We start from the raw sequence: 14,193 nt of genomic DNA, 5'->3' as shown, positions 1-14,193 counted from the left end.
AAAACATGGCTTTATAAAAATAGTTGTTTAGTATTATTGATAGCAATGACTTACTAGAGGCTAGCTTAGGCTAATGTATCACCATGAATAACGAACTGATAAAAATAAAAATTGGCGTTAGTAGCTGCTTATTAGGAGAGAATGTTCGTTTTGATTCCGGACATAAAAAAAATAATTATTTAGTGAATGTGCTGAGTCATTATTTTGAATTTTCACCTTTTTGTCCCGAAGTCGCCATAGGTTTAGGTATTCCACGAGAGCCTATTCGATTAGTCAATGACAACGATGTGATCAAGTGCGTAGGGACCAAAAATGCTGAAATTGATGTCACAGAACAATTGGCCGATGTTGCCGACGAACAACAACATTGGCAACAAGCGTTATCGGGCTATATCTTAAAAAAAGACTCCCCTAGCTGTGGAATGGAAAGAGTAAAAGTGTATAAGTCTTCGATGCCTGAAAGAAACGGCGTCGGGATTTACGCACGACAATTAATGACTAATTTTCCCAATTTACCGGTTGAAGAAGAAGGCCGTTTAAATGATTTAATTATCAGAGAAAACTTTATTCAACGGGTCTATATTTACCATCGTTGGCAACAACTGACTGCATCAACTATTAGCATGGCGGATATTCAAAAATTTCATGCACAACACAAATACATCTATATGAGCCATGACCAGCTCGGCTTAAAAGCGTTAGGTAGGTTACTGGCCGAGCAACACAGTGATATTGATTTATTGGCCAACGAGTATCTTACTCAAGTGATGCTGCTCTTAAAAAATAAAGCCACTAAGCAAAATCATTCAAATACTTTGCAGCATATTCAAGGCTACCTAAAAAACTTTATCAGTGCTGATGATAAGCAAGAGCTTAACGAAACCATTGCGCAATATCGCAAAGGTTTTTTACCGCTTATTGTACCTATTACCTTATTACGTCATCATTTTAGAAAGTACCCTAATGATTATATCGGGGATTCATTTTACTTAAGCCCACATCCGGGCGAACTCATGTTACTAAATAGCTTATGACCATTATTCAAGTAAACGATAAAATGCAGCAGAATTATTCGTATGAGTTAGCTGAAAAAGAAGGTGAAAATTTTCATCATTTGTTTATGCCGCAACTCACGCCAAAGGAAATGCTAAACCTAGGTGTTTTTGGGGGGAAATACTTAACAGATTGCCAAAATGAGTTTCCTGCCGATTGGTTTATCGACGCGAAATTAAGCCCGTTTAAAAAAGACATCAATTTGAATTATTTTTCTGTCGATGCGTCACAAAGTTTGTCGCAATGGCAAGCAAATGGCTGGATACACCCTCAAGATCCTCGAGGCTGGTTTCAATGGTATTGCCGATATTATTTAGGTCGCAGAACCGAAGAAGAAGATCTTAGGCAAATTAAACGCTGGCGAGCCTTTAAGAGACACTATAGTGCGGTGGCTAAGTTTTGTGAGCTTTATGACTTTAGTTGCCGTAAAAAGCAACGTCAAGCCTTATTACATTGGAGTTATGATTCAAGAAATATCTAACTTTGCACTTCCCTGACTAGCAAAATACCTTTCTTATAAAATTAAAGCCATATTCTCAGAATATGGCTTTATCATTAATTTACCTGTCGGTTCCTTTACTTCTCGCTTGTTCGATATTTTTCAAACCATGCTAAGGTATGTTCTATCTTAGTGATCATACGTGAGGGTCTTGCTGCAATACCATGGTATGACTCAGGAACTTTTACCAACACAGTATCAATTTTTCGTAGTTTCAACGCTTGGTAAAATTGTTCAGTTTGCGCCATTGGCGTTCGTAGATCTTTTTCTCCGGTAATTAACATGGTTGGTGTTGTTACATTACCTACTAACGACATCGGCGAACGTTGCCAATAATGCTCTACGTGATCCCACGGCATGCCAGGAAACTGGGTTGGTATTTGTCCTAAACCACTATCTGCTGTTAACACTTTACTTAACCAATTAATGACAGGTTTTGCAACAACCGCCGCAGAGAAGCGATCAGTTAAGCCAATTGCGTACGCAGTTGCTATACCACCAGCAGAGCCACCAGCGATAAATAAATTGTTCTCATCCACAAAACCTAAATCAATCATCGCATTAACACCAGAGTCATGATCAGCGAAGTCTTCTGTCGAACTATATTTATACTTCAATAACATCGCAAAACGTTCACCGTAAGAGCTACTACCACGATGATTATTATAAAATACAACATACCCTTGCGCGGCAAAACGCTGTAATTCTGCTGAAAAATTAGGACCATACGCTAAGTGTGGGCCACCATGAATTTCTAAAATAAGGGGATACTTTTTCTTCGGATCAAAGTTTGGCGGCGTAATATACCAACCTTGAATATTTTCGCCGTCAAATGAAGACTTGTAATTTACTTCATGAACCTTGCCTAAGGTTTTGTGTGCCAGTAGATCTGCATTTAATGACGTTAACACCGATGATTTTTTCGACGTGGTGATCACAGCGACATCAGAAGGGCTTGCAGTATTTCCATGGGTATAAGCCATTTTACCACTGGTAGAAGCGGTAAAACTGCCGCTAATGTAAGGACGACCTAATGTTGTGCCAGAAAGCGTATCGGTTAAATCTTCGATTTTACCTTTCGTCGTAATAGTTGCCAGCTTTCGCTTACCAAAATCATCATAACTAAAGGCTAAACGAGAATTAGATAACCACTGCTGATCACGAATCGAGCGATCAAAATCTTGAGCTATGGTAGAAACCTTTTTCGACTTCCAGTCCATAATATTCAGTTTGGCATTTCGATAAGGGTTTAACGCATTTGAACCAGATAAAAACGCTAATTTCTTACCATTTTCAGAAAATACCGGGTTGTACTCTTTGCCTGGAGACGAGGTAAGTTCAACTAATTCCCCACTAGCAACGTCTACTTGATATAAATTTCCTTCTAACCTTTTATATTCCCAGTCTTTCAATCTATTCGCTGAAAAAACGATAGAATTATTATCTTTACTCCATGCTAATGTACCTCGATGATGGAAGCTATCATGCGTTAATTGACGAGGGGTGCCACCTTCACTTGGCAGTACAAATATTTGCTGAAAACCCGGCTTAATTAACCCACTACCATCGGCTTGATAATAAGCTTTATCAATCACAATAACAGGTTTATTCCATTTTGCGCCCTTTGGTTTTTTCGGCATTTTAGCGATAACCGTTGGGGCTTCTTGTACTTTTTGGGTAAATGCTAGCCACTTACCATTTGGCGACCAAGTTAAGTTTGACACTCTTGACTGTAATTGGCTGACTAAAGCAGTTTTATTTTCTTCAAGATAATGAACATGAATTTGGTAACTACCCGTTATGTTACTGATAAAAGCAATTTTTTTACCATCAGCAGACCAACGAGGTTGCGAATATTTTTTGTCATCAGAAAACAAGGGGATCTGCTGTTGAGATTTAACATCAATCAACCACAAATTGGTGTTTTTACCGTCGGTCATAATGTCATGTGAATTTCTAATATAGACAACTTGACTACCATCCGGTGATATTTGTGGATCACTCGCATATTCCAATGAAAAAATATCTTCGGCAGTAAATAATTCATTCGCTGAAACAGCAATTGATGAACTCAATAAAGCTAAGAGCAAAATAAAACGTGATATTAAATACATAGTAAACCTTTAAAAAGTAAGTTTTAGTGCTCTCACATTTACATATAAATGGAGAATATCAATAATTGTATAGAAGACAGGTAAAGATGACACCTATCTGAGAGTACTTCTACCTTGAAAATAAGTGGTTTAATCGAAAAAGTTAATCATAATCATATACTTTTACTGAGACTTAATGGTGAAATCTGCACGCTTTAACATTCAAAAATGGCGCATAATTAATTGCTGAATTTACCTAGTCATTTTCTGAGCACTAACATATATAAATTGTCAATCACCCGCTCAATTTCATCTTGTGAGATTGAGCCAGCTAAAATTACCGTATTCTACTTCGCATTGTTCAGGTAATCGTTAGTACTACTATGATGAATTCCCTCAAGTAAAAAATTCAAACAATTACGTTATACTAATTTCACTTAAAAAATAAATGGAAATTATTCAATGCTTACCTCTAGTATATTTAAAAAGATAAAACATCAGAACTGGGGGGCTGCATTTATAGATTTCCTTGTAGTTGTGTTAGGCATATTTGTCGCGATTCAGGTCAATGGCTGGAATGAAGAAAGAATAAATAACCAGAAAGAAAAAGTTATTCTTAACCAACTCTACAATGAAGTATCAAGCAATATTGAGCACATAAAACTACTCGTGAATGCACATAAAAAACGAGTAGCGGGACTTGATTATGTCGTTAAAGGAATAATTGACGGTACAATTGAACCGAGTTCAAGTAAGGCTAAAGACCCAATAATTACTATGTTTCAGTTGCCACCTCTTAGAATTTCAATGAGCACTTATCATTCTTTAGTAGCAACAGGGGATATCGCACTCATTAATGACCCAGAATTAAAGGCACTTCTATTCTCCGTCGAAGCGGCGGTTGAAGCTGAAAAAAGCTATATCGACTATTTTCGTCAAATAAACATTAGCGACCTTGATTATTCGAGGGGATTAATAACATTAAAACCTAAAATAGATAAAACTGGCACAACTGTTCATGTCGATTTCGAGCGTTTATTGAAAGATGGCAGCCTATTAATCATACTGACTAATAGTCAACATACTCATTCGTTGTTTTCTCAAGTACGAGAAGATCTCGCTATACGATTTGAAAAGGTTAAAACCTACATAGATAATACGCCTAATAAAATTAAAATATAAAGCTTGGTAATATAGTTTATAAATGAATCAAGATTGATTTTTGATCTTTCTTAGTCATTTTACTGACTACCAACATATAGGAATTATCAATCATCCGCTCAATTTCACCTTGTGGGATTGAGCCATCTAAAATTATCGTGTTCCATTGCGCTTTATTCATATCTACTCTTTTGAGATACTTTTTTGATACCTATCACCCCTAAACGTTGAAAACGTTTAGGGGTGATAGCAATACTACTTTTTAATAGCAGGTGTTGAGAATTTAGGTGGTTGAATTGCTCTTACGGGTTTACCTTCGAGCTCAATCAATAATTCTACAACGGCTCGTTCTAGTTGAGGGTCTTTGCCAACATCTAACGATTTAGCATCTTGATACACTTCAATATCAGGTACAACACCTTTGTTTTCAGCAACCCATTCATTGGCGATGGGATCAAAAACGGCGTTATCTGGAGCAGTTAATGCCCCCCCATCAACAAGCCTATAATGCACCGATGATTTAACTAACCCACCCCATGTTGTGGTACCGATTAACTTGCCGAGCTTTTGTTGGCGAAATGCCCATGGGAAAAAGTCGCCACCTGAGCCAGAAAGTTCATTAATTAATAATACTTTAGGACCTTTTATACCAGCAGGTAATTGCAAAGGCTGACCGTTAGGCACTTCATTGGTCAGTGCAGCACGTAATTTCCTCCCAATTAAATCAACCATATAATCATCGAGTAAACCGCCGCCATTAAATCGCTCATCAATCACAGCACCTAATTTATCTTGCTGTGCAAAATAATAACGATTAAATGACACGAAACCTTGAGTTGATGTATTAGGCACCCAAACATAGGCGAGCTTACCATCCGATAGTTTGTCTACCAACGCACGGTTATCTTCTACCCATGCGCGTTGACGCAAAGAATTTTCACTAGCAATTGGCTCTACAGTAACTTGCCATGCCCCTTTGAATGTCTCTTTATTATTGATATGTAAAACGGTTTGCTGAGACACAGTGCCATCAAGGTATTGATAAATATTCTCTTGTTGAGTTATTTCTTGACCATTAATACCAACTAAATAATTGCCTTCCTCGACTTTCAAACCTGGTTGGTCAAGTGGGCCTTTTAATTTGGGGTTCCAACTTTCCGTCGTAAAAATCCGCTCAATTTGCCAATGCGTGTTGCCTTGTTTTAAATCGGCGCCTAATAAGCCAGCTGATGAGGTTTCAACCTCTGGATAATCGCCACCAAAAACGAAGCTATGCCCTACAGAAAGTTCACCATTTACTTGATCTAATACATAGGTTAAATCAGTGCGATGCTTGATATATGCAACAAGTGGCTCGTATCGTTTAAATACCTCCAGCCAGTCTCGACCATGCATATTGGGATCATAGAAATAGTCACGTTGATAACGCCATGCTTCGACAAACATTTGGCGCCATTCAGCGACTCTATCAAGCTTCATTTTTAAGCTAACATTTAAAGGCTTAGCGAGTTTTTCTTCTTCTTTACTCGCATCGAGTACATGCCAGTTATCTTTTGCCTGCACGAGCAATTTTTTATTGTCGGCTGAAATTACGGCTGAATTAACACCGCTAATATAGGGTTTGCTTTCACGACTTTTTAACGTGAATTTATGAAGTTCCATCGTTTTAGCATTAGGTTTACGCTGCGCAATAAAAACTTCTCCTGCGGCGCCATGAAGGGTAAAGCGATAATCTGCCGCAGGCATTGGCAATGCCACGATACGCCTTTCTATATTGTCAAAATCAATTACGACAGGTTTTTCATCATCTTTTTTATCTTTGTCTTTAGCCTTGTCATCAGATTTTTCATCCCTCTTTTTCTCATCAGGTGATTTTTCATCTGTTGAAGCCGCTTCTTCTTCATCACTTCGCGGGGTGAATGGTGAGTCTTCTTCTTTCGTTAAATTGACTATATAAGGCACATACTCTGAACTTGCTGACATTGAGCTTGTATTTGCCCAACTACTTTGTAGTCCGAAATCAGTACTCGCAAGAAAGTAAATATATTTACCGTTTTGATCCCAAGAGGGTGAATTTGAATCAGCAAACTTATTCGTTAACGGCTTTACACTGTTGTCATGTGCTGACCAAATCATAATTTGTCGAAAACTATTCGATGCTGTTTTTGAATAGGCCAACCATTTTGAATCAGGCGACCAGACCAAGCCACTATCACCACGTTCAAGGTTATTACCGCCTACATCAATCGTCGTTATTTTTTCTGAACGTAAATCAAGCAAGCGAAAACGCACATCATCATCAACAAAGGCAATAAATTTCCCATCGGGCGACCAAGTGGGTTCCCACGCCATTTTCGACTCACCGATTGAAATAGCTTTTGCTGGCGTTAAACCGTCTTGGTTTTGCAACATCAAGCGGTAGCCTTTTTCGTCTTTATCTGAAAACCATGCGATTTGATCACCTTTTGGCGACCATATGGGCGCGCGGTCGGCAGCGTTAGAACTTCGCGTAATATTGCGCGTAGAGCCATGTTCAACAGGCACAGTAAATACTTCACCGCGCGATGAAAATAACGCTCTTTTGCCAGACGGAGATAATGAGCCTGAGCCGGCTGATTTACTGACATCTTGCCAAACAGTTTCTGCCCAAGGAAAATCACCATATACAGCTATATTTAATTGCTTTGGCTCTTTCTTACTAACGTCAAAGGTATGGATATAACCATTTTGTTCAAAAGCTAATAATTTGCCGTTAGAAGAGAGTTGCTTAACATCGTTTTGCTTAAAATGCGTGATTTGCTTCAGTTGTTTACTTTTTGGCGAGTAAGACCAAATATTAGAGATCCAGTCTCGGTCTGATAAAAAATATACGGTATCGCCTAACCATACAGGCTCAATATCTATGGTTGATTCATTTGGAATATTAGTTTCTGCCTTACTTTTTACATCAAGCAAGACTAATGACGTATTTTGTCCACCTCGATAGTTTCGCCATTCGACATCCCAGCGTGACATACGGTCAATCACTAATGTTTTACCGTCATTCGAAAAAGCGCCATTATATGCCCATTGTTTGCTTACAAGCTTTGAGACTCCCCCCTCATGTGGAATTCTCCACAAGCGTAAGTAGCTTTTAGGTGCCGTTTCCCTTGAGGAAGCATATAGCACTGATTCTCCATCAGGTGTCCACCCTCGAACATAAGCTGAACTAGCATGCCAGGTTAACCGTTTAAGATTTTCACCTAGAAGCGAAACTGTATAAACCGACGCAGTACCAGAGCGATTTGAAGTAAACGCGATGGTTTTACCGTCAGGCGAAAAATGAGGATCACTTTCAACAGCTGGCGTGCTGGTAATACGTCGCACATCTTGGCCATTCAAATTTGACGTCCAAATGTCTCCACCATAAACAAAAGCGATGTTTTTATCACTAATATCAGGTTGCCGTAATAATCGAGTATCTTTTGCAAAAGAAAATGCAGGAATAAACAGTGACAAAACGAGCAAATAATTGAGCAATTTTTTCATAATGGATTTCTTTTTATTGTTAATAGGATGACGACAACACCAAGCTTACTATAGATTAGTTTTTAGCCAATGTAATCAATAACAATTATCCATAGAAAAAATATTTACCTCAGACTTACTTTATACATGCAATAAGATCGATGCTTGATCCTTCTTGGTCATTTTACTAACCACTAACATATAGGAATTATCAATCATCCGCTCAACTTCACCTTCTGGGATTGAACCATCTAAAATTATCGTGTTCCATTGCGCTTTATTCATATGATAACCGGGGATTACTGATGGAAAGATATCACGCAACATAATCGCTTCATCTGGATCACATTTTAAATTGATACAATAATGACCTGCCATTTTCCCGTTAGTACCTTTTTCTTTTCCGGTACCAAGGGCTAACGTCGCGAACATTTTTTCTTTCACACGAAAGACTTTCACGCCATCTCCAAACGGATAATACATGGAGGTTTCGGGTTTTGATAGTAAGTACTTTTCAGCAATTTGCTCAACCATTAGCCTTCCTTATTGTTAAGAATTTATCCAATCGTTTAAAGTATAAGCTAAGGTTTGTCTTGGCAAGGAAAACCAATTTTAGCGACAAAAAAAGCAGAACTAAGTCCTGCTTTTTTTGTAGTTGCTAGCATCTATTTAAATTAATGATAAGACACTTGTGTCGGTATGGTTAAAATATTTTTTCCGAAGCGTTTTAGCCAACTATAAATTGCCACAAAAACACTAATCACCATAAGTAAAATGGTACCTGCAATAAGTGGAGCTTCAGTAAAAGTAGCAAGCTGATATACAAAAGTAGCCACTAAATAAGCTAAGGTAATACTCCATAAAGCAGCAAAACTTGCCCAGCGTGTACCCACTTCACTTTTAATCGCGCCCATTGCCGCGGCACACGGTGTATAAAGTAGAATAAACAATAAATAACTAAAGGCACCAATTTTTCCAACAAATGCTGCTTGCATCACAGTAAAAGTAGTTTCATCTACTCCTTGTTCCTCTGCGGCAATTTCAATCGTTGAAACATCACCAATATCAGTGCCTAAAGGATCATCCGCTTCAATGCCTAACAAGTTTTCTTTAATAGAACCTGTCGCAGCTGACCATAAATCACTCAATGAAGATAACGCTTCTTCTTCTTGTGATGGTACGGCATATAAACTATTAAACGTTGCCACTAACGCTTCTTTGGCAAAAATACCGGTGATAATCCCAACACTCGCTTGCCAGTTATCTTCTTTAATGCCCATAGGCGCTAAAAGCGGAGTAACCACTTGCGCACTTTGACTTAATAAGGAGTCTTGAGAGTCATGATGCCCAAACTTGCCATCAGTGCCCAACGAGTTAAAAAAGTTTAAAACACACACCACAATAACGATTGTTTTTCCGGCACCAACAATAAACGAGCGTGTTCGTTGTGTCACTCGTTGAATTAAATAAGAAAGCTTAGGTATTTCATATAAAGGTAATTCCATAATATTAACGGAGTTAGTGCCCATTAATACGGTATGTTTAAGTAGAAGTCCGGTAAATAACGCTGCTGCGATACCAATTAAATAAAGCAAAAATACTAAATTTTGACCTGACTCAGGAAAAAAAGCGGCGGCAAAGAGCGCATAAACCGGTAACCTTGCTCCACAAGACATAAAAGGAGACATCATAATCGTAGTAATGCGTTCTCGTTCACTATCGAGAATACGCGCCGACATAACGGCTGGCACAGTACAACCAAAACCAACAATTAATGGCACAAACGCTTTACCAGGCAAGCCAATTCTTTGCATGGCAGAATCAACAACAAATGCCGCCCGTGCTAAATAACCACTACTTTCTAATATCGATAAACCAATAAACAAACAGGCAATTACCGGAATAAAAGTGGCGACTGTTTGCAAGCCCAAGCCCGCGCCTTCGATAATGGTTAATATCCATTGTGGTGTACCAAGTTCTGCTAGCCATTGCTGTGGATAATCAACAAATATCGCGCCCGCTAAAATATCAAAAAAATCGATAAAGGCACTACCTACGTTGATGGCAAACATAAACAATAAATACATCATGCCAAGAAATACCGGTACACCAAGCCAAGGGTGTAAAATAACCTGATCTAATTTATCGCTAAAACGAGTCGTACTTTCGCTAGGATTTTGCACCTGAGTTAATAACTGTTGAATAAATTCATAACGTGCCTGCATGATCGCAAGCGCATTATCATTTTTTGCATTACAGCCTGCAGAGTTACAATCACCCTGCTCTAATTGATGTAAGTGAACATTGTCTGCTTTTTGCGAAACGATAACATCTTCAGGTAAATTAAGAGCTTTTATTTGTGTCGATTTAGTAGGGGTAGATTGCAATACCTCCGCAACTTTTTCCGTAATATTTCGCTTTAAGCTATTGCCGATAATCACAGGACAACCAAGCGCTTTTGACATCAATGCCGTATCAACATTTGCAGCTTCTTTTCTGTCAATTTTATTAAGTACGACTAAAACGGGTAAACCTAACTCCAACAATTGAGTGGTTAGGTACAGCTGACGTTTTAATTGAGTTGCGTCGACAATATTAATTAAGCAATCAATTTTTTCTTCTTTGAGAAAATTTTGCGTTATAGATAAATCTTTTCCTTGATTGGTGCGTGCTGATAATGAACTAATACCTGGTAAATCAGTTAACAAGGTTTCTTGACCATTGAATAAAAACGTCTGCTGCTTTGTCGCAACCGTTACACCCGACCAATTTCCTGTTTTTTGTTTTGCACCACTTAAGGCATTAAAGAAAGTACTTTTTCCTGAATTAGCAAAGCCAACTAAAGCAATATGTAATTGATGAGACATTAGACGATTTCGATCCCTATTTGCTGGGCAACACTCGGGGCAATGCAAATTTTGGTACCGTGAAGATTATAGGCAATCGGGCCATTAAATGGGGCTTTATGTGCAAGCGTCACTTCCGTTTTAAGGGCAAAACCTTGCTCTATCAACTTAGTTGTTAAGTCAAAGTTTTCAGGAAGTTTACGAATGACAGCACGTTGAGCGCGTGCTAATTGTGAAAGCGTCATATCAGCCTAACATATTAATAATAATGATTATCATTCATATTACTTGAAAATAAAAAGTTGAGCAATAAAAGATCGTTTTTGCTTAATTAAAATCAGGGGCGTCGACGTAATTTTTAATATGGTTAACCCTAAAAATGCTTGCGATGTTAGTGTCAGCATCGCAAGCAAGTAAACTGAGCAACAAGCGGCTAGTTAAAAAGTATAGGTCAACTCAGCCCAACCACTTATTCCTTCAGACGGAAGTCTGTCCATTACAGAAATATCCGTTCCTTTAACCCGATTGTAACCACCTAAATGATTCCGATATTCTTTGTCAAAGACATTATCTACGCCTGCTCTTAAGGTGATTTGATTATTAACATAATACTGTAAGTCAACATTAATTAACCCGTAGCCAGCACTCGTTTGTTCATCATTTGTCACAGAAACATTATCCGTAGAGTCAGCAAAGACAAATGCAAGATTCGTTGACCAGTTTTCATTTGAAAAGCTCGCATTCACTTGACCGTTTAACGGTGCAATACGGTACAAGTTATCACTAATATCACGACGTTCGCCCCTTACATAGCTTACAATCGCCGAAATACGAAAATGCTCATCAACTTGAACATACCCATCTAGATCGACACCGTATAATTTGGCATCAACGTTATTAAACTGTAGCGGGTTGTCATCGCCAGACATCATATTCGCCATCATACTTGCCGACATATCATTCATCCCTAAAGGGATACCTTGAATGTAATCATCAATTTTTTGATAGAAAATATGTGGGGCAAAACGAGCACTTTTTGATTGATAGGTTAAACCTAAATCTAATTGTTGGGCCGTTTCAGATTTAAGATTAATATTACCAATATAAGTATTACCGTCAGCCAGACCTCCGGTAGCTTCCATTGGAGTCCATAAATATCTTTCTTGATAAGAAGGTGCTCTATTTTTTAAACCTAAGCCAATGTACAGTGACAACATGTCACTTAATTGGGTATCGATACTTAAAGCAATATCAACATTGTTGTCAGTAACACTTCTATCGGCATGATTAAATCCATCACGTAAATCAATTGCAAGTTCTGACATAGTCGGCATTGGCATAGCGCCATCCATATCCATACCATCATTTATGTCCATGTTGTCATCCATGCCCATACCACTATCCATGTCCATGTCATTACCCATGCCCATATCCATATCCATATCGTTTGGCATCTGCATCATCATTGCCATTGAAGTAGCAACTTCGTCAGCATTGGCTTCGGCACGTTTATAACGAAGTCCTAATTGAACTTGGGTAGCATCATATTGTTGGTGCCACTCAATGAAAGCCCCAAAACGATTGTCTTCAACACCATTAAAGTTAACGACCTCGAACATCATATTATTGGGATTTGTGATCACTGAATCATGCTCAGCTAAGTATCCATCAACACCGATACGTAAATCGCCATATGAAAACGTTTGTTCAAGCGTTAACTTAAAATCGGTTGTTGTTGCACTGGCGTTATTGCGTCGGTATTTCGTAGGGTCATCATTGGTTCGCATCAAAAAGTTTGTCATGCCATGATCAGCATCAATGTAACCTAATAACCAATTAGCTTGCCAAGCCCCTAGCATCAACTGACCATCTAAGTTCAAGCGATGACTAAAAATATATTCAATATCCATGGGCAAAGCTGGCGTGCCTGAATCTTGAGTATCGGTATAGTGGTAAGTAAATCCCGCTTCACTTGCGTTGCCAAAAAAGCGTAAGTCGGTGCCAAATTGGCGTTTTTCAAAATCTGTTGGCGATATTTCATCTCCTTTGCCACTTTCCATACTATCGCCTGCTTGCCAATTGCCATAAAACAAACCAGCAAAATCTCCCTTAGCAAGATTGACGACAGAAGATAACGTGCCCGCGTTATTATTGCTTCGAATACCGGTTTGAATATCGCCCGTGGTTTGCCAATTATGGTTATGAGTTGCCTCTGCTTTGCGCATTGTAATATCAATAGCGCCACCTAAGGTGTTCATTCCTACGGAAACAGGTGCAATACCTCGATATACAGTCATAGCATCAACAATTAATGGCGTTGAATAACTTAACGGAGTATCCATGGCATTTGGACCTGCACCGATTATCGTATGCCCATTTAAAGTTGCAGATATTCTATCGCCATAAAGACCACGATATTGAGCAATCCCCGTGACCGGCCCATTCGAATTTACATTAGCTCCCGGCACAGAGGTTAACCAATTAGCTAAATCAGGCTCCGTAGTTTTACCTTGGGCGTAACTTTCGTTATTTTCTAATCCAAGATGATGACGTTGATTGGTTATAGTGATCACTTCGATATTTTTTAGTTTCTCTTTTTCAATAACTTTAAGTTCTTCAGCCCAACTTTGGTTAGAAAAAATAGACGCGGTAAGCAATACCGTTTTAACGGCAAATGCACTTGCTTTAATTCGGAAAAATTTTTGGGGATATTTCATCAATAAATCACTTAGCTGTTTTAATTAGGGTTATTTTGTAAGTAAATAAATATGAAAACAAAGAGAACATGAGAAAGTGCGACATAATGTCGCAGATAATCAACTACAAACTTGATATACATCAAACCCGCTGATTTATAAAAGATTAATAGCCTATAAAATTGTTACATATAAGTGTGAATCTAGATTAAATTTAACACCTATTTATGAGAATATAACCCCACTTTTTATCAGCTAACACTAGGGCGTGTTGACCTTTCGAGGTTAAATTTTGTTCAAAATAAAAGCCATTTATTCAAGGCGTGAGTTAAGTAGCA

9 protein-coding genes and 1 pseudogene are annotated in these 14,193 nt (G+C 38.4%); 3 read left to right on the top strand and 7 right to left on the bottom strand.

The window, feature by feature from the left end; all coding sequences use genetic code 11:
• The first annotated feature begins 83 nt into the window (after positions 1-83).
• The gene (locus tag Q4493_RS04755) at positions 84-1,034 is read left to right on the top strand and encodes a DUF523 and DUF1722 domain-containing protein (RefSeq protein ID WP_303449768.1); all 951 of its coding nucleotides are present in this window, start codon (positions 84-86) and stop codon (positions 1,032-1,034) included.
• A complete protein-coding gene (locus Q4493_RS04750) occupies positions 1,031-1,534 on the top strand; it encodes a hypothetical protein (protein ID WP_303449767.1) in 504 nt (167 codons plus the stop codon). Before Q4493_RS04755 ends, Q4493_RS04750 begins: the two co-directional genes overlap by 4 nt.
• Positions 1,535-1,629: 95 nt before the next feature.
• Here Q4493_RS04750 and Q4493_RS04745 read toward each other — a convergent pair whose 3' ends face one another.
• A complete protein-coding gene (locus Q4493_RS04745) occupies positions 1,630-3,666 on the bottom strand; it encodes a S9 family peptidase (protein ID WP_303449766.1) in 2,037 nt (678 codons plus the stop codon).
• 441 nt (positions 3,667-4,107) lie between these two features.
• On the opposite strand from Q4493_RS04745, the gene Q4493_RS04740 reads away from it, so the two are divergent.
• A complete protein-coding gene (locus Q4493_RS04740) occupies positions 4,108-4,827 on the top strand; it encodes a DUF6090 family protein (protein WP_303449764.1) in 720 nt (239 codons plus the stop codon).
• Between the two features lie 16 nt (positions 4,828-4,843).
• Here the strand turns inward: Q4493_RS04740 and Q4493_RS04735 are convergent.
• The 6 genes and pseudogenes from Q4493_RS04735 to Q4493_RS04710 all read right to left on the bottom strand — a co-directional run.
• Positions 4,844-4,987 (bottom strand): annotated as a pseudogene (locus Q4493_RS04735) (MmcQ/YjbR family DNA-binding protein); the annotation flags it as partial.
• Between the two features lie 74 nt (positions 4,988-5,061).
• Positions 5,062-8,334 carry a S41 family peptidase gene (locus Q4493_RS04730; RefSeq protein WP_303449762.1) on the bottom strand — a complete coding sequence of 1,091 codons (3,273 nt, stop codon included), beginning with the start codon at positions 8,332-8,334 and terminating at the stop codon, positions 5,062-5,064.
• A gap of 120 nt (positions 8,335-8,454) precedes the next feature.
• Complete coding sequence (locus Q4493_RS04725) at positions 8,455-8,847, bottom strand: MmcQ/YjbR family DNA-binding protein (protein WP_303449760.1); 393 nt, start codon at positions 8,845-8,847, stop codon at positions 8,455-8,457.
• A gap of 140 nt (positions 8,848-8,987) precedes the next feature.
• Complete coding sequence (feoB, locus tag Q4493_RS04720) at positions 8,988-11,180, bottom strand: ferrous iron transport protein B (RefSeq protein ID WP_303449759.1); 2,193 nt, start codon at positions 11,178-11,180, stop codon at positions 8,988-8,990.
• Positions 11,180-11,404 carry a FeoA family protein gene (locus Q4493_RS04715; protein WP_303449757.1) on the bottom strand — a complete coding sequence of 75 codons (225 nt, stop codon included), beginning with the start codon at positions 11,402-11,404 and terminating at the stop codon, positions 11,180-11,182. The genes feoB and Q4493_RS04715 overlap by 1 nt, the downstream gene beginning before the upstream one ends.
• Before the next feature lie 192 nt (positions 11,405-11,596).
• Positions 11,597-13,876 (bottom strand): TonB-dependent receptor, encoded by a 2,280-nt coding sequence (locus Q4493_RS04710; protein ID WP_303449756.1) that lies wholly within the window; start codon positions 13,874-13,876, stop codon positions 11,597-11,599.
• Between the last annotated feature and the right edge of the window lie 317 nt (positions 13,877-14,193).

Source organism: Colwellia sp. 1_MG-2023, assembly GCF_030546755.1.
In the GTDB taxonomy this organism is placed as follows: Bacteria; Pseudomonadota; Gammaproteobacteria; order Enterobacterales; family Alteromonadaceae; genus Thalassotalea_H.
This window is presented reverse-complemented; position numbering and strand designations above follow the sequence as displayed.